Origin of the sequence: Actinoplanes sp. NPDC023801, from assembly GCF_040639655.1 — a bacterium.
Lineage (GTDB): Bacteria > Actinomycetota > Actinomycetes > Mycobacteriales > Micromonosporaceae > Actinoplanes.
Map to the genome: position 1 here is coordinate 94,098 of NZ_JBFAAI010000017.1, position 21,607 is coordinate 115,704.

Consider the following 21,607-nt stretch of genomic DNA (forward strand, 5'->3'; position numbering starts at 1 on the left):
GAGAAGTTCACGACTGTTTCAGCGGTCGCAGTTGGACGGTCCCCGCACCTAGGCTGGGATCATGCATCGCAGCCGCCTCTTCGGGCTCTTCATCGACACCCCGTCCGCCGAGACGCCGGCCGCGGCGACGTTCTGGGCGGGCGCGTTCGGCACCACCGCCACACCGGTCCCCGGCGAGGAGGAGTTCATCGCCCTCCGCGACGCGTTCCCCGGACTCGCCGTGGACGTGCAGTCGGTCGACGACGCACCCCGCTACCACCTGGACATCGAGACCGACGACGTGCCGGCCGAGACGGCGCGGCTGCTCGCGCTCGGCGCGACGGTCGTGGCGGACCACGGCGGGCACAAGACGCTGCGGGCACCGGGCGGTCATCTGCTCTGCGTGGTCCCGGTGCAGAGTGATCAGCGCCTCTTCGAAACCACAGCGCGCACCTGGACGACGATCGATTAGGATCACCGCCGCTGAAGATCACGGGGGATCCACATGAAGTCGTACCGTCCCATCATGGTGGTCGTCGCCGGCCTGCTCACCGCCGGCTGCACGACGCCGTCCACGCCCGTGCCGGTCTCGGGGACCGGCGCACCGGCATCGGCCGCGGCCACAGCGCCGGCGACCGCCGCGTCGCCGGCCCCGACCGGCCCGGACGCGCGCGAACAGCTGATGGCCGCCCTGGAGAAGACGAAGACCAGCACGTACCGATTCGTCGTCAGCGGCGACGTGCCGGACTCCAAGAAGGTGACCGGCTCCGGCGCCTACGACCCGAAGGCCAAACGGATCTCGGTCAAGTACAAGGTCAGCGGCGGTGGCGAGAAGGCCACCGCGGCGCAGCGGATCGTCGTCGGCTCCGACCTCTACTCCCGGCAGAAGGACGGCGAGACCTGGGTCCACCTCGACCTCAAGCGGGTCAAGAAGGACTCGCTGCACTACTACGACATGACCGACCCGACCGGCATGGCACGGTTCGTCTCCTCGGTCGACAAGGTCACCGGCACCGGGCCCAACACGTTCACCGGCACCCTCGACCTCGAGGGCGGCAGCTTCAACGAGGGCTTCCTGCCGGTCGGCACCCCCGCCATCTCGGTGTTGTTCGGCGGTGAGGCGACCTTCAGCGCGACCACCGACGCCGCCGGCTGGGTGACGACGATCGGCGTGGAGATGCGCGACAGCGACGGCTCGCTGCGGATGACCACCAAGCTGAGCGGCCACGGGAAGTCCTCGGGCGTCAAGAAGCCCGCGAACTTCGGCGAGGCCTGGGACTTCTACTACGACAAGTGACGGTCGTGAAAACACTGCGCCTGGCCCTGCCGCTGCTCGCCGCCCTGCTCGCCGCCGGCTGTCTCAGCCTCCCCGGCCACGGTTCCGCGTCGCCGGCGAGCCCACTGCCGACATACCCGGTCGTCGTCGAGGAGTTCGGTGTGATCCTCGAGCGGACGCGGGCGGCGTCGTTCTCCTACGCCGTCGAGGGCACGCTTCCTGGCGGGGAGCCACTGGACGCCACCGGCGTCCACGACCCGGAGGAGCCCGACCGGACAGGTCTCGACCGGTTCAGCGAGGCGATCAAGGACGTACGACTCGCCGGCCCGAACCTCTACTGGGTGTACGTGCAGACCGACCAGCCGTCGGCGCTGACCGGCCACTCCTTCCTGCCGATCGGGGCGCCCGGCAAGATCCAGGTGTACTCGCCCTACGGCGGCGCGATCCGGGTGAACGTGACCGCCGACGACGCGGGGCGGATCACGTCGTTCGTCGTGGAGGCGAACGAGGGCAGCTCGAAGATGCGGGTGACCACGACCCTCAGCGGACACGGCCGGTAAGCGACCCGTGCCACCGGACGATCGGGGTCACACGCCGTCGAACAGGTCCGCGGCCCGGGTGGCGCGCAACAGCCAGCGCAGGTGCGGCTGCGGGTCGTGCAGATGGCAGGTGGCCTGCCGGGCCTCGGCCACCCGCCGGGCCGCGACCAGCATGCGCAGGCCGGCCGCGTCGCAGAAGTCCACCCCGGCCACGTCGATGTGGATCTGCCGGACCGGGGCGCCGAGACCGATCAGGTCGTGCAGCCGGGTCAGGTCGTAGAGCTGGCTCTGCAACGCGTCCACCGACATGGCGTCCAGGCTGCCGCGCAGCGTGATCAGCAGCCGGTCACCGTCGCGTGCACCGTCGATCCGCGTTCCTAGCATCACGGCGCCTCCTCCGGCCGGGAACGGACGATGGCCCACACCAGTTTGCCGCCGTGGGCCGGTAGCGCACCCCATGACGAGGCGGCGGCGCTCACGATCCGCAGGCCCAGGCCGCGGTCGGACAGCGACGGTCCTAGCGGCCCGGCCACCGGGGCGCGTACCCGGGGCAGCGCCGCCTCACCGTCGTAGACCGCCAGATGCACGGCGGCCGCTGCACCGGCGCCACGCGAGGACACGAACACCTCGATATCGGTGCCCGCATGCTCGGCCGCGTTCACCACCAGCTCGGAGATGACCAGGCGGGCCCGTTCGCGCAGATGGTCGAGACCCCAGCCGGCGCACGCCTCGGTCACCAGGCGTCGGGCCTGCACCGCAGCCGCCGGGTCCGGCGGCAGTGCCAGGTGCATCCGGCCCGGCAGCGGGCGGCGCCCGGCCAGCACGGCGCGGGCCTGCGAAACGGTTGCGTACAGCACCAGCCAGTCGCGGGCGCCCAGGTGCCGCAGCCGGCGGGCCAGCGGCGCCCGGGCCGGGACACACACCGCAACGGAGACCGGCGGCTCCATCGCCGCGCCCCGCGCGCAGACGGTCAGCCAGAGCGGGGCACTGACGGCGTGCGGGTCACGCAGATGGTGCAGGTCGACGATCACACCGGCCGGATGCTCGGCGAGACACTTGTCGAGCATCATCCGGGACTGGGCGGACAGACGCCTGTCCCACCCGCCCCACACCGAGATCTCGATGACCGCGGTGTCGGCGTCGATGACCGCGAGCACCGAGTCCGCCACCTCGTCACCGGACCAGCCGATCAGATGTGGCGATCCCGCGCCCATGTCTCCTACTCCCGGACCTCCGGTGTCTCGCGGTGCCATTCGCCGCGACCGATGAATCTCCGCAATTCTTGATTTCTCCGAGCGAAACCGTCAACGGAGATTCACCATCCGCGATGATCAGAGGGCGCTCTGCAGAGCGAGCACCCCCCGGTTGACGGCGGTGATGGCCTTGCGGGCGGTCGCCTTCACACTTGGCGAGGCGGCCGACGCCTCCCGGACCTGGCCGAGCAGATCCAGGACCTGGCGGGCCCAGCGGACGAAGTCGCCGGCCGGCATGTCGGCGTCGTGCTGCCCGCTGGACAGGACCCGGGCCAGGGGCTCGCCGCGGGCCCACCGGTACATCGGCCAGACGAAACCGGCGTCGGGTTCCCTGGTCAGCGACAGGCCGTACTCACTCTCGTCGGCGGCGATCTCCCCCCACAGCTTGGCGCAGGCGTCGACCGCCGCACTGACCGGTCCCTTCGGTACGGACGCGCGGTCCTCGCCCTCCCGGCGCGACTCGTAGAGCACCATCGACACGGCGGCGGCCAGTTCCTCGGGAGCCAGCCCGTCCCAGACACCCTGCCGCAGGCACTCGGCGACCAGCAGGTCGGCCTCGGACCAGATGCGGCCCAGCATCCGGCCGGCCTCGGTCACCTCGCCGTCGGCGGAGAGGTAGCCGCGGGCGGTCAGCACCGCGCACACCTGATCGAACGTGCGGGCCAGCGAGCCGGTCCGGCCGGCGACCTTGGCGCGCAGCGCGTCGGTGTCGCGCAGCAGCCGGTGCCGGCGCTCGGCCCAGCGGGCGTGGTCCTCGCGCTCCGGGCAGGCGTGGCAGGGATGCTGCCGCAACTTCACCTTGAGCAGGGCGACCTCGGCGTCCTCGCCCGGGTTGGCCCGGCTGCGGCCGCTGCGGCGCCGGTCCGGGTGGCGGTCCAGTCCGGTGGCGCTGACCTCGGCGGCCAGGTCACGGCGGGCGCCGGGTGAGCGGTGGTTGAAATTGCGCGGCACCCGCACCCGGGCCAGCACCTCGACGTCGCCGGCGAAGTCACCGGGGCTGACGCGCCCGGCCCAGCGGTCCTGGGTGAGCACCAGCGGCCGGGGCTCGCCGAACCCGGCCGCGGCCGGCTCCAGGACGACGGCGAGGCCGGCCCGGCGGCCCTGCGGCACCCGGATGACGTCACCGATCCGCAGTTTCTCCAGCGAGGAGACGGCGGCCGTGCGGCGCTGCTGCACGCCCTGGCGGGCCAGCGACTTCTCCCGGTCGGCGATGGCCACCCGCAGCCCGAAATACTCGTCGAAGTCGCCGTGGTGGCAGGTGGCGTCGTTGTCGTACGACTGCATGGTCTCGACGTTGCGCTGCACCTGGCGCGCCAGCCCGACCACCGAGCGGTCCGCCTGGAACTGGGCGAACGAGGACTCGAGCAGCTCACGCGACTTCTCCGCACCGACGCTGCCGACCAGGTTGACCGCCATGTTGTAGGAGGGCCGGAACGAGGAACGCAGCGGGTAGGTGCGGGTGGAGGCGAGCCCGGCCACGTGCCGCGGATCGATGTCGGGACTCCACAGCACCACGGCGTGGCCCTCGACGTCGATCCCCCGGCGACCGGCCCGCCCGGTGAGCTGGGTGTATTCACCCGGGGTGAGGTCGACGTGGGCTTCGCCGTTGAATTTGACCAGCCGCTCCAGCACCACGCAGCGGGCCGGCATGTTGATGCCGAGCGCCAGCGTCTCGGTGGCGAACACCGCCTTGACCAGGCCCTTGACGAAGCACTCCTCGACCGCCTCCTTGAAGGCGGGCAGCATGCCGGCGTGGTGGGCGGCGACACCGCGCTCGAGGCCGTCGAGCCACTCCCAGTAGCCCAGGACGGACAGGTCGTCGGCGGGCAGGTGCGCCACCTTGGCCGACACGATCCGCCGGATCTCGGCCCGTTCGTCGGGGTCGGTGAGGCGCAGCCCGGCGGCCAGGCACTGCTGGACTGCGGCGTCACAGCCGGCCCGGCTGAAGATGAACAGGATCGCCGGGAGCAGGCCGGCCCGCTCGAGGCGGTCGACGACCTCGGCCCGCGGTGGCGGCTGCCAGCGCTTGCCGCGCCCGCCCTTCCAGCCGGTGGCCGCCCGGTCGGTGAACTCCAGGCGCCGGTCCATCTCGCGGGTGTAGCGCAGCAGCTCGGGGTGGACGTCGTGTTTCCGGGCCGCGTCGGCGTCGTGGAACAGGTCGAACATGCGCCGGCCGACGAGCATGTGCTGCCAGAGCGGGACCGGCCGGTGCTCGCTGACCACGACCTCGGTCTCGCCGCGAACGGTGACCAGCCAGTCGGCGAACTCCTCGTAGTTGCTGACCGTCGCGGACAGCGAGACCAGCGCGACCGAGGCCGGCAGATGGATGATCACCTCTTCCCAGACCGCGCCGCGGAAGCGGTCGGCGAGGTAGTGGACCTCGTCCATCACCACGTACGCCAGGTTGCGCAGCTGGTCGGAGCCGGAGTACAGCATGTTGCGCAGCACCTCGGTGGTCATCACCACCACGGGGGCGTCGCCGTTGATCGCGTTGTCGCCGGTGAGCAGCCCGACCTTGTCGGCGCCGTGGCGGGCCACCAGGTCGTGGTACTTCTGGTTGGACAACGCCTTGATCGGGGTGGTGTAGAAGCACTTGCGCTCGCCGGATCGCAGCGCCAGGTGCACCGCGAACTCCCCGACGACCGTCTTGCCAGCCCCGGTCGGCGCGCAGACAAGCACGCCGTTGCCCCGCTCCACGACCTCGCACGCCTCGCGCTGGAAGTCGTCCAGGTCGAAGCCCACGTCGAGCATGAACTCCTCGAGGGCCGGGTAGGTGGCGACCCGCGCCGCCCGCCGCTTGGATGCCGCATATTTCTCGGCGGGACTCGTCATGAACACAAGGCTAGTTCGTCGGTATGACAAAACGCAGCACGGTTATGGGGCCGTCGGGCACGGCGGGACGGGTCGGTAAGGTGCACGACGTGCCGCATGCCTCCAATTCTCCTCCCCATCCGGTGCGCCCCGTCGAGGCCGTGCTGTTCGACTTCCACGGCACACTGGCTCAGGTGGAGGACCCGCTGACCTGGGTGCTTGCCGCTGCCGCGGCATGTGGCGCCGAACTGGACCGGGGCAAGGCGACCGTTCTGGCCGATCGGCTGACGACCGCGGGACGCGCCGGTGGACCGCTGCCGCACCGGGTTCCGCCGCATCTGGCCGAGCACTGGGCCGACCGTGATCTCTACGCGCACAGCCACCGGGCCGCCTACACCGGGCTGGCCGCGACCGTGGCGACCGACGTGGAGGGCCTGGCCGACGCCCTCTACGAGCGGCTGCTGATGCCGGACGGCTGGCTGCCCTACCCGGACACCGAGCCGACGCTGCGCAAACTCCACGAGGCGGGGGTGAAGGTGGCGGTGGTCAGCAACATCGCCTTCGACATCCGGCCGCTGTTCGGTTCGTGGGGCCTGGACGGCCTGGTCGACGCATTCGCGCTGAGCTACGAGATCGGGCGGATCAAGCCGGACCCGGCGATCTTCTACCGGGCGTGCGGGCTGCTCGGCGTGGACCCGGAGCACGCGATCATGGTCGGGGACACCCCGGCCGATGCCGGTGCCGTCAAGGCCGGCTGTGCCGCCCTGGTGCTGCCGGCCGCCGACCCGGGCAAGCCCAACGGGCTGTCGGCGGTGCTGTCGCTGGCGCTGCCGCACCAGGGGTGAGCCCGGGTCAGGCGTAACGGTCCAGGACGGTCCCGCGGCGGCCCCTCTTGGCGGCCTCGGCGACCGCGGCCGGCGACTCGGCCGACGGGTTGACGGCGGCATCCGCCATCGCTTTGAACGCCTGCTTGGCGCTGCCAAGAACGGAGTTGGCGAGACCGGCGACCGACGAGACGTTGCTGCTGATCGAGTTCGTCATGCCTTCCCGTTCGGCCGCTCCGGCGGAATCTGACCCCCAGCTCAGCGGAGCAACCGGATCGCACCCGGCACACAGCTCACCTCGATCGGCAGCGGACCGAACCGCTCGCCGTCGGCGTACGAGACGATCCCCTCGGCGTGGATCCGGATCTCCCGTGCCCGCAGCACGGTGACCCGCGGATCGCGGACGTGGGTGCCGTGGCGCAGCCGCGGTTTGAGCCGGGTGAGGTCCAGCCGTCCCAGTGGCGCCGCGAAGATCAGGTCGAGCAGCCCGTCAGCCGGATCGGCGTCCGGCAGGATCCGCATCCCGCCGCCGTAACTCGCGCAGTTGCCCACCGCGACGATCTCCGCGGCGAAGGTGTGCTCGGTGCCGTCCGCCCACACCGTGTAGTCGCGCGCCCGTAGCCGGGCCAGCTCCAGCATGATCGCCAGGTCGTAGCGTCGTGGCCCGGACGGTCGGCGCATCCGGTTGGCCCGCTCGTTGACCAGGGCGTCGAATCCCGCGGCGAGGACCGCACAGAACCACCGCCGCTCCCCGTTCGCGTCCAGGGTCCGGGCAAGATCGAAGCGGTGGGCACGCTGATCCCGCAGCGCCGCGCCTATCTGCTCCGCCGCTTTCAACGGATCATGCGGTACGCCCACCGCGTGCGCGAAGTCGTTGCCGGTCCCGGCCGGCACCACCCCGAACCCGACCGGCAGCCCCGCGACGGACTGCAGGGCCCGGTGCACCGTGCCGTCCCCGCCGACCGCGACGACGGCGACCGCCCCCTCCGCGACCGCCTCGTGGCAGGCCTGTTCCGCCTCCGGGCCGCTGCCGGCCACCAGCGGCCGCACCGGGCACCCGGCCGCACCGAGAGCCTCGAGCACCCCCGGAAGCAGACCGCGGTGCCGGCCGCGCCCCGCCGAGGGGTTGGCCAGCACCGCGATGAAGTCACTCGTCACAGGGCGAGACGGTATACCCGTCCCGTCAGGTCATGTCGTCGTACCTGCGCTCGATCGGCAACGGCCTCGCGACCGGCACCGGAGACTCGATCACGGACGTCGTCTCGACCCGCTCGGGAGCACCGACCGGCACCCGCTCGTCCTCCAGCGGCGACGTCTCGTCGTCGTCGAGGTCGGAGTAGATCTCCTTACCCCGGCCCTTGCGCCTGTCGTTCAGGACGGCCACACCGCACGCGATGAAGTAGAGCAGCGACAGGCACGCCGCGAGCAGCGTCATGCCGAACGGCCCCGGATCGGGGGTGGCGATCGCGGCGAACGCGAACGACAGGAAGATCATGGTCCGCCACCAGCTGAGCAGCTTGCGGCCGGTCACCACGCCGGTGAAGTTCAGCATCAGCAGCACGAGCGGGAACTCGAACGCCACACCGAACAGCAGGATCATCATGGTGACGAACTCGATGTAGGCCGTCACCTCGAGCTGTTGCGACTCCTGCAGGACGCCGTATTCCATGATGAACTCGAGGCTGTGCTGCACCACGAAGTAGGCCAGCACCGTGCCGGCGGCGAACAGCGGAGCGGCGATCGCCACGAACACGTACGCCCATTTGCGCTCGTGCCTGTGCAGACCGGGCGCGATGAACGCCCACAGCTGGTAGAGCCACACCGGCCCGCCCACGATCAGGCCGAGCCACAGGGCGATCTTCAACCGGAGAATCACCGTGTCGGCGGGGCCGAGGGTGAGGAACTTGCACTCCAATACACCCCTGGCGTTCAACGCCAAGGACGTGTCGAGAGAGCAGTACGGCCCCTTGAGGACGTCGAACGCCCACTTCGACAGGATCAGGCCGACGATCAGACCGACCACGATGCCGATCGACGCGAAGAACAGCCGGTTCCGCAGCTCGCGGACGTGCTCGATCAGCGTCATGGAGCCGTCGGCGGCCTGCTGGAACTTGCTGGGTCCCTTTTTCTTACGCAGGCTCAGCGCCATCGGCCCGGGTCAGCGGTCGTTGGTGCGGTTCTGCACCGCGGGGTCGACGAAGGGCTGGGCCGGCGGCTGCTGGTAGCCCGGCTGCGGCTGCTGGTAACCCGGCTGCGGCTGGTAGCCCGGCTGCGGCTGCTGCTGGTATCCGGCCGGCGGCTGCTGGTAACCCGGCTGCTGGTAGGGCTGCTGGACGTCACCCTGCAGAGGCTGCCGGCTGTACTGCGGCTCGGCTTTCTCCGCGACGTTGTCGTTGTCGTCGACGAGACCCTTGGTCTCCGCCTTGATGATCCGCAGCGAGCGCCCGAGGGACCGCGCCGCGTCCGGCAGTCGCTTCGCGCCGAAGAGCAGCACGAGGACGATGACGAGGACGATGATGTGCCAGGTCTGAAAGGCACCCATGGGAGACTCCAGTCGGTCGGATCAGGTTGCGGGGTCCATCGTACGTGTGGATCCGGGTGATGTTGCCCTGCGGATGCCTCGGGTTTCTTATGATCTTGATAAGGCCAGACAACGGGGCGGTAACCTCCCGGTCACCGGCCGCGGGCCGCCTGGATCTCGGCGATCCGGTCCTGGGCACGCTCGGCCCGCTCCTGCAGGCCCAGCACCGTCTCCTGCAGCCGCTCGGCGCCGGCCTGCAGGGTCATCGCCTCCTCCTGGCGCCGCTGCAGCCGCGTCGCGGCCCGGCGCAGGCCGGGGAGCCGGCCGAGGACCCTCGACGCGGCAGCGATCAGGATGAACAGCGCGACCACCACCACGGCGATCCAGACCCACATCAGCACGCGCTAAACCCTAGCGGCCCGGTCCCGCGTCCGCGCTCAGGGTGTGCGGCGCGGCGTACTGGTCGAGGGCTGTCGCGGCCTGCGCCCGGATCCGGTCGAGCAGCTCCGGCGGGCCGATCACGGTCACGTCGCGGCCCTGACCGGCCAGGAACCGCTGCGCCCAGCCGAGGTCGGTCACCCGCATCGTGACCAGCCACTCCGTGCTGTCCTTGAGCACCTGCTCGACCGGGTAGTACTCGGTGATCCAACGGCCTCCCCGGCCCACCCGGAGAGTGACCAGCGGCAGCTCCGGGCCGGGCCGGAAAACCCCACCGCTGACGTCGTGCGGCACCGCCCCGACCGGCGGCGCGGACTGCTCGGCCAGCTCGGCGAAGGCGTCGATCCGGTCGATCCGGAACAGCCGGGTGCCCTCGGCCCGCCGGCACCAGGCCTCCAGATAGTTGAAACCGCCGACCATCAGCATCCGCATCGGGTCGACCACGCGGTCGGTGGTCTCGTCACGGGCCGACGTGTAGTACGTGAGCCGTAGCGCATGCCCGGAGTCCACGGCCGCGCGGACCGCGGCAAGCTTCTTCTGGTTGGCGGGCAGGCGCACCGCGACCGGGGTGTCGGCCAGGTCACCGGCCGCGTTCTCGATCTTGGCGAGGGCCCGCTCGATCCCGTCCCGGGTGCCGATGCCGGGTGTCTCGGCGAGCATCCGCAACGCCACCACCAGGGCGAGAGCCTCGTCCGGGTTCAGTCGCAGCGGCTTGTCCATGCCGGCGTCGTGGCTGATCGTCACGTGGTCGCCGTCGATCGCCATGTCGATCAGGTCACCGGGGCCGTACCCGGGCAGGCCGCAGACCCAGAGCAGCTCCAGGTCCTCGCGCAGCTGCTTGTCGGTGACCCCCAGGTCGGCGGCCGCCTCGGAGATCAGGATGCCGGGCCGGGCCAGAAGGTACGGCACCAGGTTGAGCAGCCGCCCGAGCCGGTCCGCCGACGGTGTCCGCGCGCCGCTCATGCCGTCACCGCCGGGGTGTCGTGCCGGGTGATCAGCTCTTTCAGATGCTGGATGACCGCCTCACGCAGTTCGGGCGGACCGTCGGCGCGGGCGTCCGGGCCATACCCGGCGATCCGCGAGGCCAGCCAGTCCACATCCCCGAAGTTGATGGTCAGCCGGTCACCGTCGGGCCCCGGCGTGATGTCGGCGGCCATCCGGCGCAGCCCGGCCGCCCGCCCCGGACGGACCGTGACGGTGGCACGGCCGTTGCGCGCGATCGGACCGGACGAGCGGGCCACGTGACTGATCAGGTCGGCACCGGCCGGCGGTTCGAACGCGCCGGGCCGGCCGGTGGCGCGCACGTCACCGACGATCCGGGACAGCCGGAAGCAGCGGGTCGCGTCCCGGTCCCGGTCGTGGCCGACCACGTACCACCGGCCGCGCCAGCAGACCACGCCCCACGGCTCGAGACGGCGGGTGCTCGGCTCGTCGACCTCGGGCACCCGGTACTTGAAGGTCACCGCGCGGCGGTCACGGGCGGCCGAGGTGAGCGGCCCGAACGACGGGTCGACGGTCACCACCGGCTCCACCCCCAGGGTCGCCTGCGGGTCCACCTCGACCCCGGCGGCACGGAGTTTCGCCAGGCCGGAGGACGCGGCCGCGGCAAGCCCGGCGTGCTGCCAGAGGCGGGCGGCGATCCCGACGGCGGCGGCCTCGTCCGGTTCCAGCAGGATGTCGGGCAGAGCGTATTCGCGCTGGGCGATCCGGTAACCGGGCTCCTGGTCGAAGATGCTGGCCGTCCCCGTCTCCAGGGGAACGCCCAGCTCACGCAGCTCCGCCTTGTCGCGTTCGAACTTGCGCTGGAACGCCTCGTGATCGCGTGGGTCCGACGGGTCGTGCTCGTAACCGGGCACGGTCGCGGCGATCTGCGCGGCGGTGAGGAACCGTCGCGTGGACAGGAGGCAGATGACCAGGTTTACCAGGCGCTCGGTACGAGTGCGCGACACGGCCGCAACGCTAGCAGGCGGCCCGGGGCGGCGGTTATCCGTCACTGTGCCGGGGAAGACCGCATTCGTGACCCCCGCCGGAACCTTCCTGCCCGCCCTCGCCTGACCCTCGCGTCGAGTCCGGGAGTGTCGGCACCGTCCTGGTCGCGGGCGCCGCCGATCTGGCCGTCTCGGTGGCGAAACTCGTCGCCGGTCTGCTCTCCGGGCCGGCCGCGAGGCTCCGGCGAGGCGGCCCACTCACTGGCCGACACCGTCACCGAGGTGTTCCTCTACGTCGCCTTGCGCCGCGGCACCAGACCGGCCGACGAACAACACCCGTTCGGGTACGGCAAGGAAAGCTGGGTCCGGGCGTTCATCGAAGCGGCCGGCGACGAGGCCGAACGCCGGCTGCGGGCCACGTTCCCCGGCATCCGGTACGTGTTGCTGGACCCGACCAGGGGACGAGGCTCCCCCAGCGGATAGGGTCGCGGCCATGGTGCGATGGCGGTCCGGGACGGTCCAGGCGGTGCGGCGCGGCTGGCACGGCGCTGTCGAGCTGGACGTGACCACCGGCGACGGCCCGCTGCGCGCGCTGGCCTATCCGGAGCTGGTCGGCGTCCCGGAGCCCGGCGACCGGGTGCTGCTCAACGTGGGCGCACTGGTCATGGGTCTGGGCACCGGCGGGTACGCGCTCGTGGTGGCGATCCCGGACCGGCTCCCCGCCGACCCGGTCGACGACGGCTCCACCCGCGACGCGGGCCACCTGGTGAAGGCGCGGTACACCCCGCTGCAGCCGATCCGGCTGGGCGTCGACGAGGAGGCGTCCCCGCACCGGGCCGTGATGGCCGCCGCCGAGTCGATCGACGGCATGCCGGTGGTCACCGCCGACCTGCACTCGGCGCTGCCGGCGATCCTGGCCGGGATCCACGCCGACCGTCCGGACGCCCGCGTCGCCTACCTGATGACCGACGGCGGGGCGCTGCCGGCCTGGTTCTCCCGCACCCTCGACGGGCTGCGCGGGCACCTGGCCGGGACCATCACCACGGGCCAGGCCTTCGGCGGTGACCTGGAGGCGAGCACCGTGCACACCGGGCTCCTGGCCGCCCGGCACGTGCTGCACGCCGACGTGACGATCGTCGCGCAGGGACCGGGCAACCTCGGCACCGGCACGACGTGGGGCTTCTCCGGGGTGGCGCTGGGCGAGGCGGTCAACGCCGTGGCGGTGCTCGGCGGACGGCCGGTCGGCTCGCTGCGGATCTCCGACGGCGACGGCCGGGAGCGGCACCGCGGGATCTCCCATCACAGCCTCACGGCGTACGGAAAAGTCGCCCTCGTCCCCGCCGACCTGCCGGTGCCGGACCGCCTGGAGCCGGCCCTGGCCGCCGCGGTCGACGCCGGGCTCGCCCCGCTGAGCGGACGGCACCGCATCGTCCGCGTCAGCTGCGCCGGGCTGGACGCCGCGCTACGCGCCAGCCCCGTGCCGCTCTCCACGATGGGCCGCAAGCTGGACCAGGATCACGGCTACTTCCTGTCGGCCGCGGTGGCCGGCCGGCACGCCGCCGCCCTCCTGTCCTGACCGGCGCCCACACACCCGGCTCGGCCACGCGGCCGTCCTGCTGTCCCGGCCGGCGCTGACGCACCCGGCTCTGCACCGCACAGCCGTCACGCCGCCGCCCGGCTCGGCTGACCGGCGACCGCGATCCGGTTGCGCCCGGCCGCCTTGGCCGCGTAAAGCGCCGTGTCGGCCCGTCCGAGCAGCTCGTCGGAGGTTTCCACACCGTCCCAGACGGCCAGCCCGGCGGAGAACGTCTGCCCGAGCGGAGTCGCGGCGAGCGCCCGGCCGAGCACCTGATGACCGTCGCGGACACCGGCCGCGGGCAGGAGCACCACGAACTCCTCCCCGCCGAACCGGGCGATCACGTCGACGTCGCGCAGCGCCGAGTGCCAGGCCGCGCTCGCCGCCTTGAGCAACTGGTCGCCGGCCGGGTGACCGTACGTGTCGTTGTACTGCTTGAAGTGGTCGAGGTCGAGGATGGCCACAGCGACCGGCTCGCCGTTGCGGCGCGCCCGTTCCAGGGCACGGGGCAGCTCGTCGTTCCAGGCGCGACGGTTCGGCAGGCCGGTCAGCTCGTCGGAACGGGCCAGCTCACGTACCTGGCGGGCCTGCCGTTCGACATGCCGGATCAGAAGGGCCATCCGGGCGACGACCAGCAGGAACAGCACGGCCGAGCAGGCCGCGATGCTCCAGCCGTCGGACACCTGCCCCGCGGCGGTTTCCGCGGCCAGGACGGCCGGGGCGATCAGGGACGCGCCGGCCAGCAGTACGAGCAGGCCCTTGCCGAGCCCGGCGGGGCGGGCGTCGGCGGGGGCCGCCACCTCACGGGCGCCGCCGTGCAGGCAGCCGATACCGAACAGCACGAACGCCACCATGAACACCGACTGGAGGCCGCTGTAGAACCGCGGGTCGCCGATCAGCGCCTCCCCGGTCGCGCCCAGGTTGCCGAGCACCACCCAGGCGCTGTCACCGACCAGGAAGGCCGCCAGCGAGCCGGTGATCCACCAGAACGGGGCACCCCGGCTGCCGCCGCTGCGCAGCAGCCGGGTCGTCATCGCGAGGAGCAGAAGATCACCGATCGGGTACGCCACCTGCGTGGCGTGCGCCAGCCGGTTCATCGGGTCGCCCATGCCCACCGGAGCGATCACGTACACCCAGGCGAGCAGGCCGAAGCCGGTGGTGATGGTGGCCGCGTCGACCAGCGCCGCCCAGTCGGACCGCCGGTCACGCCGCCGGATCAGCACGGCCAGAGCGGCCGCGCACGCCGGGTAGAGGCCGAGGAAGAACGGGTCGGCGGGCGTCGGCAGGTCGGCCAGCCCGTACCAGGCCGCCGAGATGGCGCCGACGGCGATGCCGGTGGAGTTGCTGAACACGCCGGCCGCGAACAGCCACCACGGCAGCCGTTCCGGGCGGGGCAGCCGGTGCGCGCCGACCAGCAGGGCCGCGACACCGGCCCAGCCGATGCCGACCTGCCAGCCGGTGCGCAACCACAGGTGGTCCGGCAAGAACTGGTACACGGCGATGGCCAGAGCCGCCATCGCCGCGAAAACCGTCGCGGGCCGTCCGGCCCGTACCCGCTGTTCCGACACGCCCACCAGGAGACGGCACGACGGGGACGCCACGAGTGCCCGGACGGGAGCGAGCCGGTTGTCAGCCTCGCCGGCGCACCAGCGTCACCCCGTCGCGCACCGGCAGCATCACCGAGTCCACCCGGTCGTCGGTGACGATGTGGTCGTTGAGGCCGGCCACCGCCCGGTCGGCGGCGTCCCTCGGCTCCAGGACCCGGCCACCGCGGAGCACGTTGTCCAGCACCAGCAACCCGCCGGGCCGCAGACGCGGCACCAGCTCGGCGTAGTAGTCCGGATAACCGGTCTTGTCGGCGTCCACGAACGCGAAGTCGATCACCGGATCCGATGCGAGGGCCCGCAGCGTCTCGATCGCCGGGGCGATCCGCAGCTCGATCCGGTCGGTGAGCCCGGCACGCGCCCAGTAGTCACGGGCGACCCCGGTCCACTCCTCGGACACGTCGCAGGCCAGCAGCCGGCCGCCCGGACGCAGGCCACGGGCAATGCAGATCGACGAGTAACCGGTGAACGTGCCCACCTCGACGGCGTTCTGCGCCCCGGTCATCCGGACCAGCATCGTGAGCAGGGCGCCCTCGTCGTGCGAGATCTGCATCCCGGCGGCGCCGGGCAGTTTCGCCCAGGTCTCCGCGGCCAGGTCGCGCAGCACCTGGTCGGCGGGCGAACAGTGGGTCAGCAGGTACTCGCCGACGGCGGGATCGATGATGTCAGCCATACCGGACAGCTTTCCGCACACCCGGCACCGGCGTCAGCCCCAGATGAGGTAGGCCCAGCCCGCCACGAACAGGATCAGGATCAGCGCCAGCACCCAGGTGGGAACCTTGTGGTCGCCCTCCCGGCTCTGCTCGATCTCGCGGCGGATCTTCTCGCGGCGGCGGTCGAACCGGCTCATCCGGACGTCGTGCTCGGTGCGCTCCGGCGGTTCAGGGTGGTCAGGTGTCGTCATAGCGGGATCAGCCTACCGCCGCGCCGAGCGGATCAGTAATTGCTGTAGACCCTCCAGTAGAGCTCCTGCTCGGTGAGTTGGCGGTCGTAAATCACGAACTCGTCGACGGTGCCGGTCAGATACGGGTTCTGGGGTGCCGCGGGCCATGTACCGGCCGGCAGCAGCGGAGCGCCTCCCCATCTCCAGTAACCGGTTCCGGTGGCGGCCGCGGTGACCGTGGGCGGCGGGGTGTGCGTCACGATCGCAGGCGCCGGGTTGGCAGTGGCGGGGGTGACAGCGAGGATCAGGCCACGGGCACCGACGCTGCCCATGACGTGGAACCACGCGCCGGTGTCGATCGCGGCGGCGCTGGCCACGGTGACCGGCGTGCCGGCGGCCAGAACCCCGAATCGCACCTTTCCACCTGAGTCGACGTAGAGCATCCGATCGCTGGACGTGCCCGCCAGGGTCACCGGGTTCGCGGCGAATCCGGCGATGACACCGCTGTCGCCGGGTGCGACTCGGACCAGGCATTCGACGGTGAACGCGGCAGTGGCAGCGGCAGCCGAGTACTTGCTGTTGTAGCCGTTGCTGCTGCCGCCGAAGGCCATGGCGACACTGCCGGCGTGTCCAGTTTTGGTGCTGCCGTTCAGGCCGCCGGGAGGATCGGTGCCGATGCCGCCGAGCAGCAGTCTCACCGTGGCGTCGGCCAGGGCGAAATCCTGGTAGACCCGTAGATCGTCGATCTGTCCCTGCCAGGGGGCCACGGTGGCGCCGCCGGACAGCAGACGACCGGCCTGCACCGCGCCGGTGGCGGCCCAGCCCGCGAAGGCGATGGCCAGTGAGCCGCCGGAAGGTGCGAGCGCGCCGTTGACGTACAGGCGCATCTGAGTGTTCGCCTGAAAGGCGGCGGCGACGTGCATCCACTGATTCACCACCGGGGCCACGCCGCTGTAGACGACCGTCGACGCTCCCCCGCTGGTCTGCCACACCCTGAAGAAGAACCTGTCCGAGGCCTTCTCATAACCGACGACGAAGCGTGTTGCGGCAGCGACGGCGGTGGAGGCGTTCTGCGCGATGATCGTACGGTCGGCGCTGGCGTCGGTCAGTCGCACCCAGGCAGCGGCGGAGAAGCTGCCGCTGGTGGACAGCTGCGCGGCGGGGCCCTGCAGGTAGCCGGTGGCACTCGCGGTGCTCATCGTCAGCGCGTTGCCGTCACGGCCGGCCGACAGTGTCGCGCCGGCACCCATGGTGACGCCGGTCGACGAGTATCCCGAAACGGCCGGGCCCGCGTTCGCGGTGATGGCCGTCAGGTAGGAGGTCGCGGTGGACGAAGTGCTGTACCTGGGTGTGGTGCCGGCGGCCTCGTTGAAGGTGTATCGGCTGGTGGGGCGAACCTGCAGGTGCTGGATCTCGGCGGCACTGATTGCTCGCCGCCATGTCCGCGGTTCCCCGATCCGCAGCGTCTCCCCGCCGTAACCCGTCCAGTTTCCGTTGCGGTACCGGCCGAAGCCGATGTTCCGGTCGGTGGCAGCCGAGGCCGGGATGGCATGCGACACCGGGATTCCCTGCCGGGCGCCGTTGACGTACAGGGTCATGGCAGTCAGAGGCGTCGAAGGATTGAAGACTCCGGTCAGGTGTGTCCAGGTGTTCGCCACCGCCGGAGGCCCGAAAACGGTGTCCCACGTAGTGACAGTGGCCGAGGCGGGATCCCGGGCCATGGCGAATGTCCAGCACGGAGCTACCGGACAGTTGGCGGCATTGGCGTCGATGTGTAGTACGACATCGCTACGCGGGTGGCTGCTGTTGGTCACGTGGGCCATTCCGAGCCGCGTCGTGCCGGTCGGCAACGTGCCCACATAGACCCACATCGAGACGGTGAAGGCGCTGTTCGCGGCGAACGGCGCAAGCCGGGCGGAAACCGCGGCGGCTCCGGCCCCGCTGTGAAAGCAACAACTTGCCGTCGTCTCGCCCAGCAGCAGCCCACCGCCCGTCGGGCCGCCCACGTTCGTGATGGTCGACGGCGTCCCGGAAGGACCTCCCGTGTTCGTCGATCCGGACGCGTCCGCCCAGGACGTCGCGTTCGTGTCCTCGTCCAGGCGCCACCACAACGACGAGTCGTCGGTGGCGATGCTGTAAGTCCCGTCCAGGTTGTTCGTGGAGGAGTCCTCGGCCACCGTCCCCGCCGGGGTGTCCCCGGTTTCCTCGCCGCGGTGGTAGAACACCGGCCCACCGCTGTTGACCACTGCGGGAAGGCCGGGAAAGGAGGCGGCCGCCGAGATCGTGGCCGGCAGCGACGTCGATGCGCTCCACGTGGCGGAGGTCACCGGCAGCAGCGCCACGGCACCGAGCAGGGTCAGCACGGTCAGGCATGCGACGACACGCCGGCGCGGCCGCGCGTCGCGGCGCATCACCGCCGCCGATCGCGCCGATGAACTTCGCGGGCGCTCTGCGTTCGCGTCCCGGTCCTCCCGGAACGAGGCCGTCATCAGATCTGCGCCTCCCAGACCGCGGTGAAGGCGGCGCTCAGCCCGGCGGCCGTGTCGTCACTGGGCAGCAGCAACTCCAGCTGCCAGACTCGCGTGTCGCTCTGCGTCGCCGGCCAGGACCCGTCACCAGTCGTCCAGTCGGTGTGCGCGGTCAGGTAGTCGTTCAGCTTCAGCGTGCCGGCCGCGTTGTAGAGCACACCGGCTGCTACGAAGTCGGCGCAGTCGGTCCGCGTGCCGCTGCCGTGGCGGACCCGCGCGATCAACTTGGCGGCCAGGCCGCCGCTGACGCCGGTGAAGTACATCCGGACGGTCGCCGGGATCGAGCCGGTGTACTGCGTGATCACGCAGGTGATCGGGTTGCTGCCGGGGATCGCACCGGTGACGTCGAAAACCTTGCTGCCCGGCGCGGTCGCGCCGATCGACACGGTGCCGGCGGTGAAAGTGTTGCCGCTCGACGCGGTGGTGACCACATATGCGGCATCCACGAGCAGCAGCTGCAGCCCCGCCACCGCCGCCAGCACGAGGGCGTGAGGCCACTTTCCTCTCGCCATGTCATGCTGTTCGGCCGCTTCCGCGACAGGCTTAGCCGTGTGCCCGGGTGGCTCGGCCAGCCACCCGGGCCGGCCGGTCAGCCCACCTGCGCCTCCCAGGTGAACACGGCCGATGTGTTCTGGCCGGACGACGTGTTGGCCGTGCCGGACGGCAGTAGCCAGGAGATGCGATACCAGACGTTCGTGGTGGTCATGGCTGGGGTCCATTCGTTTCCGGAGGCGGCGTTGAAGTTGCCGGGGAACCCGCTGAGAACACCGCCGGCCTTGGTGCCGGCCGAGTTGTAGACGTCGGCTACGTAGGAGAAGGCGGTGCAGTTCGCATCGGTCGTGCCGTCACCGGTTCCCCTGTCCACCTTGATGATCAGGTCGTTCTGCAGGACCCCGCCCGGGGTGCCACCGGTTGCGGACACGTACATCCGGACCCGGGCCGCGCTACCGGTGTACTGCACGTTCACGCATTTGGTCTGGCCGGTGTAGCCGTTGTCCGGTGAGAACGGATAGGTGATGGCAGTGTCGGCGCTGTCCGGCCGGATGTTGGTGACGGTGAACTGCACGCCACCGGACATCGTGTTGGTGATGTTGGTGACCGAGCCCGAAGCCCACGAGTTGTTGGCACTGTCGGTGGTCACCGAGTAGGCCGCCTGTGACGACTGCCAGACCAGCAACGACCCGAGCAGGATGCTCAGCGGCACCGCGGCGCCGGTCAAACGGCGACGGCGACGGCGACCGTCGGCTGACTGCGTCATGTGCTCTCCCTCTCGAACCGGTGCCTTCAGTGAGCACATTCGGTCACTGGCACGGCGCGTTGAGGAATCGCCGGACTCAACACCTTCCCGCAACAGCCGATCGGACATTCAGGTGATAGTCCGAGGAGAGAGACTTGAACAGGGCGGAGACCGGCGCATGGGCGCGGATCGCGATGATCCTCGCTGCCCGGATCACGATCGGCACCGCCTGTGTGGCCGTACTCTGGTCTCTCGCCCCTGTCCCGTTCGGCTGGACGAGTGTGGTCGTGACGTCCGGCTCGATGGAACCACGTATCCGGACCGGCGACGTGGCGATCGCCAGTCCGGCCGACGGCGACGACATGCAACCGGGGCAACCGGTCCTGACGGACAACCCGGTCCGCCCCGGCACGCTGTTGCTGCACCGGGTGGTCCGCCGCAACCCCGACCGGTCTCTGGTCACCAAGGGCGACGCCAACCGGACCGAGGACTCGACTCCGGTGCCACCGGCCGCCGTCGTGGGGCGGCCCCGCCTCCTCGTCCGCTACATCGGCCTGCCGATGTACTGGCACGGCATCGGCGAGCATCGCAAGGTGGTCGTGACCGTCGTAGTGAGCGTGATGCTCACCATCGTCGCCGCCCGGCGCACCGATGATGAGGAGTTCCCCGGCGTGGCGCCGCCCGTCACCTCGTCGCGGACACGGGCGGGCGTCCACCGGTACCGGCGTAGACGGCCCGCGCACCGCCTTCGGTGACCACCTCGGACCTTTCTCGACACGACGGTCCGGCCGCGCCCCACGGCGCGAGCCGGACCGGTGAGGTGTCGACGCGAATCACATACTGGCGATCAGGCGCTCCACCCGCTCGTCGTAGGCGCGGAACGGGTCCTTGCACAGGACCGTGCGCTGCGCCTGGTCGTTGAGCTTCAGATGCACCCAGTCGACGGTGAAGTCGCGCCGCTTCTCCTGTGCGTGCTTGATGAACTCGCCGCGCAGCCGGGCCCGGGTGGTCTGCGGCGGCGTCTCCTTCGCCTCGAAGATCTGCAGGTCGTTGGCGATCCGGTCGACCTGCTTGCGCTTCTCCATCAGTGCGTAGAGGCCGCGGCCCCGGCGCACGTCGTGGTAAGCGAGGTCGAGCTGCGCAATCCTCGGGTGCGACATCGGGATCTCGTGCTTGGCCTGGTAGCGCTCGATCAGCTTGTACTTCGACACCCAGTCGATCTCGCGGGACACCGGGTCGAGGTCACCGCTCTCGATGGCGTTGAGCACCCGGCCCCACAGCTCCACGACCCGCTTGGCGACCGGGTCGCCACCGCGGCGCTCGACGAACTCGGTGGCCTTCGAGAGGTACTCCTGCTGGATCTCCAGCGCGGAGACCTCCTTGTTGTTCGCCAGGCGGATCTTGCGGCGCCCGGTGACGTCGTGGCTGACCTCGCGGATCGCCCGGATCGGGTTCTCCAGGGTCAGGTCGCGCATCACCACACCGGCCTCGATCATGCGGAGCACGATGTCGGCACTGCCCACCTTGAGCAGGGTGGTGACCTCGTTCATGTTCGAGTCGCCGACGATCACGTGCAGGCGGCGGTAACGCTCGGCGTCCGCATGCGGCTCGTCGCGGGTGTTGATGATCGGCCGGGACCGGGTCGTCGCGCTGGAGACGCCCTCCCAGATGTGCTCGGCCCGCTGGGACAGGCAGAACACCGCGCCCCGCGGCGTCTGCAGCACCTTGCCCGCACCGCAGATCAGCTGGCGCGTGACCAGGAACGGGATCAGGACGTCGGCGAGCCTGCCGAACTCGCCGTGGCGGCTCACGAGGTAGTTCTCGTGGCAGCCGTAGGAGTTGCCGGCCGAGTCGGTGTTGTTCTTGAAGAGGTAGATCTCCCCCGCGATGCCCTCGTCGTGCAGACGCTTCTCCGCGTCGACGAGCAGGCCTTCGAGGATTCGCTCACCGGCCCGGTCGTGGGCGACCAGATCGGTGACGGAGTCGCACTCGGGGGTCGCGTACTCAGGGTGGGAACCGACATCGAGGTAGAGGCGTGCGCCGTTGCGGAGGAACACATTGCTGCTGCGTCCCCAGGACACCACTCGGCGGAACAGGTAGCGGGCCACCTCGTCGGGCGACAGCCGCCGCTGCCCCCGATAGGTGCACGTGACTCCGTACTCGGTCTCGAGGCCGAAAATTCGCCGTTCCATGACAGAACACTACCGGCA

24 protein-coding genes are annotated in these 21,607 nt (G+C 70.9%); 7 read left to right on the top strand and 17 right to left on the bottom strand.

Annotated elements, in window-relative coordinates; all coding sequences use genetic code 11:
- The first annotated feature begins 61 nt into the window (after positions 1–61).
- The 3 genes from AB0G04_RS27705 to AB0G04_RS27715 are packed head-to-tail and all read left to right on the top strand — an operon-like array spanning position 62 to position 1,815.
- Complete coding sequence (locus AB0G04_RS27705) at positions 62–451, top strand: VOC family protein (RefSeq protein ID WP_360988238.1); 390 nt, start codon at positions 62–64, stop codon at positions 449–451.
- Positions 452–505: 54 nt separating this feature from the next.
- Positions 506–1,276, top strand: a complete 771-nt coding sequence (locus tag AB0G04_RS27710) for a hypothetical protein (RefSeq protein WP_360988240.1) — start codon at positions 506–508, stop codon at positions 1,274–1,276.
- Positions 1,273–1,815, top strand: coding sequence for a hypothetical protein (locus AB0G04_RS27715; protein WP_360988242.1), 543 nt, complete (start codon positions 1,273–1,275; stop codon positions 1,813–1,815). Before AB0G04_RS27710 ends, AB0G04_RS27715 begins: the two co-directional genes overlap by 4 nt.
- 27 nt (positions 1,816–1,842) lie before the next feature.
- Here the strand turns inward: AB0G04_RS27715 and AB0G04_RS27720 are convergent, their stop codons facing one another.
- The 3 genes from AB0G04_RS27720 to AB0G04_RS27730 form a co-directional block, all read right to left on the bottom strand.
- Positions 1,843–2,178 carry an STAS domain-containing protein gene (locus AB0G04_RS27720; RefSeq protein ID WP_360988443.1) on the bottom strand — a complete coding sequence of 112 codons (336 nt, stop codon included), beginning with the start codon at positions 2,176–2,178 and terminating at the stop codon, positions 1,843–1,845.
- Positions 2,178–3,008 (bottom strand): ATP-binding protein, encoded by an 831-nt coding sequence (locus AB0G04_RS27725; RefSeq protein WP_360988244.1) that lies wholly within the window; start codon positions 3,006–3,008, stop codon positions 2,178–2,180. The genes AB0G04_RS27720 and AB0G04_RS27725 overlap by 1 nt, the downstream gene beginning before the upstream one ends.
- Before the next feature lie 117 nt (positions 3,009–3,125).
- Positions 3,126–5,879: a DEAD/DEAH box helicase gene (locus AB0G04_RS27730; protein WP_360988247.1), complete on the bottom strand. Its 2,754-nt coding sequence runs from the start codon at positions 5,877–5,879 to the stop codon at positions 3,126–3,128.
- Positions 5,880–5,968: 89 nt separating this feature from the next.
- Here AB0G04_RS27730 and AB0G04_RS27735 point away from each other — a divergent pair, with 89 nt between their 5' ends.
- On the top strand, positions 5,969–6,703 hold the full coding sequence (locus AB0G04_RS27735) for an HAD-IA family hydrolase (RefSeq protein ID WP_360988249.1): 735 nt from the start codon (positions 5,969–5,971) through the stop codon (positions 6,701–6,703).
- Positions 6,704–6,710: 7 nt separating this feature from the next.
- Here AB0G04_RS27735 and AB0G04_RS27740 read toward each other — a convergent pair whose 3' ends face one another.
- The 7 genes from AB0G04_RS27740 to AB0G04_RS27770 all read right to left on the bottom strand — a co-directional run bounded on the left by AB0G04_RS27740 (position 6,711) and on the right by AB0G04_RS27770 (position 11,590).
- Entirely contained in the window at positions 6,711–6,899 is a 189-nt protein-coding gene (locus AB0G04_RS27740) for a hypothetical protein (RefSeq protein WP_360988251.1), read from the bottom strand.
- A 41-nt stretch (positions 6,900–6,940) separates the two neighbouring features.
- A complete protein-coding gene (locus AB0G04_RS27745; RefSeq protein WP_360988253.1) occupies positions 6,941–7,840 on the bottom strand; it encodes a diacylglycerol kinase family protein in 900 nt (299 codons plus the stop codon).
- Between the two features lie 25 nt (positions 7,841–7,865).
- Positions 7,866–8,831, bottom strand: coding sequence for a twin-arginine translocase subunit TatC (tatC, locus tag AB0G04_RS27750; protein ID WP_360988255.1), 966 nt, complete (start codon positions 8,829–8,831; stop codon positions 7,866–7,868).
- 9 nt (positions 8,832–8,840) lie between these two features.
- Positions 8,841–9,224 carry a Sec-independent protein translocase subunit TatA gene (gene tatA / locus AB0G04_RS27755; protein ID WP_360988257.1) on the bottom strand — a complete coding sequence of 128 codons (384 nt, stop codon included), beginning with the start codon at positions 9,222–9,224 and terminating at the stop codon, positions 8,841–8,843.
- 131 nt (positions 9,225–9,355) lie between these two features.
- Positions 9,356–9,598 (bottom strand): hypothetical protein, encoded by a 243-nt coding sequence (locus tag AB0G04_RS27760; RefSeq protein ID WP_360988445.1) that lies wholly within the window; start codon positions 9,596–9,598, stop codon positions 9,356–9,358.
- 16 nt (positions 9,599–9,614) lie between these two features.
- Complete coding sequence (locus AB0G04_RS27765; RefSeq protein WP_360988259.1) at positions 9,615–10,604, bottom strand: YafY family protein; 990 nt, start codon at positions 10,602–10,604, stop codon at positions 9,615–9,617.
- On the bottom strand, positions 10,601–11,590 hold the full coding sequence (locus tag AB0G04_RS27770; protein ID WP_360988261.1) for a WYL domain-containing protein: 990 nt from the start codon (positions 11,588–11,590) through the stop codon (positions 10,601–10,603). The genes AB0G04_RS27765 and AB0G04_RS27770 overlap by 4 nt, the downstream gene beginning before the upstream one ends.
- A gap of 126 nt (positions 11,591–11,716) precedes the next feature.
- Here AB0G04_RS27770 and AB0G04_RS27775 point away from each other — a divergent pair, with 126 nt between their 5' ends.
- Both AB0G04_RS27775 and AB0G04_RS27780 read left to right on the top strand, forming a co-directional pair.
- Complete coding sequence (locus tag AB0G04_RS27775; RefSeq protein WP_360988263.1) at positions 11,717–12,052, top strand: cation transporter; 336 nt, start codon at positions 11,717–11,719, stop codon at positions 12,050–12,052.
- 10 nt (positions 12,053–12,062) lie between these two features.
- Positions 12,063–13,145: a DUF3866 family protein gene (locus tag AB0G04_RS27780; protein ID WP_360988265.1), complete on the top strand. Its 1,083-nt coding sequence runs from the start codon at positions 12,063–12,065 to the stop codon at positions 13,143–13,145.
- Positions 13,146–13,231: 86 nt separating this feature from the next.
- Here the strand turns inward: AB0G04_RS27780 and AB0G04_RS27785 are convergent, their stop codons facing one another.
- The 6 genes from AB0G04_RS27785 to AB0G04_RS27810 form a co-directional block, all read right to left on the bottom strand.
- Positions 13,232–14,719: a GGDEF domain-containing protein gene (locus tag AB0G04_RS27785; protein ID WP_360988267.1), complete on the bottom strand. Its 1,488-nt coding sequence runs from the start codon at positions 14,717–14,719 to the stop codon at positions 13,232–13,234.
- 55 nt (positions 14,720–14,774) lie between these two features.
- Positions 14,775–15,422 (bottom strand): class I SAM-dependent methyltransferase, encoded by a 648-nt coding sequence (locus tag AB0G04_RS27790; protein ID WP_360988269.1) that lies wholly within the window; start codon positions 15,420–15,422, stop codon positions 14,775–14,777.
- A 33-nt stretch (positions 15,423–15,455) separates the two neighbouring features.
- Complete coding sequence (locus AB0G04_RS27795) at positions 15,456–15,653, bottom strand: hypothetical protein (RefSeq protein ID WP_360988465.1); 198 nt, start codon at positions 15,651–15,653, stop codon at positions 15,456–15,458.
- 32 nt (positions 15,654–15,685) lie between these two features.
- Positions 15,686–18,121 (bottom strand): LamG-like jellyroll fold domain-containing protein, encoded by a 2,436-nt coding sequence (locus AB0G04_RS27800; protein ID WP_360988271.1) that lies wholly within the window; start codon positions 18,119–18,121, stop codon positions 15,686–15,688.
- Positions 18,121–18,672 (bottom strand): hypothetical protein, encoded by a 552-nt coding sequence (locus tag AB0G04_RS27805; RefSeq protein WP_360988273.1) that lies wholly within the window; start codon positions 18,670–18,672, stop codon positions 18,121–18,123. The genes AB0G04_RS27800 and AB0G04_RS27805 overlap by 1 nt, the downstream gene beginning before the upstream one ends.
- A 77-nt stretch (positions 18,673–18,749) precedes the next feature.
- Complete coding sequence (locus AB0G04_RS27810; protein ID WP_360988275.1) at positions 18,750–19,418, bottom strand: helicase; 669 nt, start codon at positions 19,416–19,418, stop codon at positions 18,750–18,752.
- Between the two features lie 134 nt (positions 19,419–19,552).
- Between AB0G04_RS27810 and AB0G04_RS27815 the strand changes: the two genes are divergently transcribed.
- Positions 19,553–20,152 (top strand): signal peptidase I, encoded by a 600-nt coding sequence (locus tag AB0G04_RS27815; RefSeq protein WP_360988277.1) that lies wholly within the window; start codon positions 19,553–19,555, stop codon positions 20,150–20,152.
- A gap of 78 nt (positions 20,153–20,230) precedes the next feature.
- Here AB0G04_RS27815 and pafA read toward each other — a convergent pair whose 3' ends face one another.
- The gene (gene pafA / locus AB0G04_RS27820; protein WP_360988279.1) at positions 20,231–21,589 is read right to left on the bottom strand and encodes a Pup--protein ligase; all 1,359 of its coding nucleotides are present in this window, start codon (positions 21,587–21,589) and stop codon (positions 20,231–20,233) included.
- Positions 21,590–21,607 lie beyond the last annotated feature (18 nt).

Coding starts and splice junctions, on each gene's coding strand:
- AB0G04_RS27705 (WP_360988238.1), top strand. CDS start 62: ATGCATCGCAGCCGCCTCTTCGGGCTCTTCATCGACACCCCGTCCGCC.
- AB0G04_RS27710 (WP_360988240.1), top strand. CDS start 506: ATGGTGGTCGTCGCCGGCCTGCTCACCGCCGGCTGCACGACGCCGTCC.
- AB0G04_RS27720 (WP_360988443.1), bottom strand. CDS start 2,178: ATGCTAGGAACGCGGATCGACGGTGCACGCGACGGTGACCGGCTGCTG.
- AB0G04_RS27725 (WP_360988244.1), bottom strand. CDS start 3,008: ATGGGCGCGGGATCGCCACATCTGATCGGCTGGTCCGGTGACGAGGTG.
- AB0G04_RS27730 (WP_360988247.1), bottom strand. CDS start 5,879: ATGACGAGTCCCGCCGAGAAATATGCGGCATCCAAGCGGCGGGCGGCG.
- AB0G04_RS27740 (WP_360988251.1), bottom strand. CDS start 6,899: ATGACGAACTCGATCAGCAGCAACGTCTCGTCGGTCGCCGGTCTCGCC.
- tatC (WP_360988255.1), bottom strand. CDS start 8,831: ATGGCGCTGAGCCTGCGTAAGAAAAAGGGACCCAGCAAGTTCCAGCAG.
- tatA (WP_360988257.1), bottom strand. CDS start 9,224: ATGGGTGCCTTTCAGACCTGGCACATCATCGTCCTCGTCATCGTCCTC.
- AB0G04_RS27760 (WP_360988445.1), bottom strand. CDS start 9,598: ATGTGGGTCTGGATCGCCGTGGTGGTGGTCGCGCTGTTCATCCTGATC.
- AB0G04_RS27765 (WP_360988259.1), bottom strand. CDS start 10,604: ATGAGCGGCGCGCGGACACCGTCGGCGGACCGGCTCGGGCGGCTGCTC.
- AB0G04_RS27780 (WP_360988265.1), top strand. CDS start 12,063: ATGGTGCGATGGCGGTCCGGGACGGTCCAGGCGGTGCGGCGCGGCTGG.
- AB0G04_RS27790 (WP_360988269.1), bottom strand. CDS start 15,422: ATGGCTGACATCATCGATCCCGCCGTCGGCGAGTACCTGCTGACCCAC.
- AB0G04_RS27795 (WP_360988465.1), bottom strand. CDS start 15,653: ATGACGACACCTGACCACCCTGAACCGCCGGAGCGCACCGAGCACGAC.
- AB0G04_RS27800 (WP_360988271.1), bottom strand. CDS start 18,121: ATGACGGCCTCGTTCCGGGAGGACCGGGACGCGAACGCAGAGCGCCCG.
- AB0G04_RS27805 (WP_360988273.1), bottom strand. CDS start 18,672: ATGGCGAGAGGAAAGTGGCCTCACGCCCTCGTGCTGGCGGCGGTGGCG.
- AB0G04_RS27810 (WP_360988275.1), bottom strand. CDS start 19,418: ATGACGCAGTCAGCCGACGGTCGCCGTCGCCGTCGCCGTTTGACCGGC.
- pafA (WP_360988279.1), bottom strand. CDS start 21,589: ATGGAACGGCGAATTTTCGGCCTCGAGACCGAGTACGGAGTCACGTGC.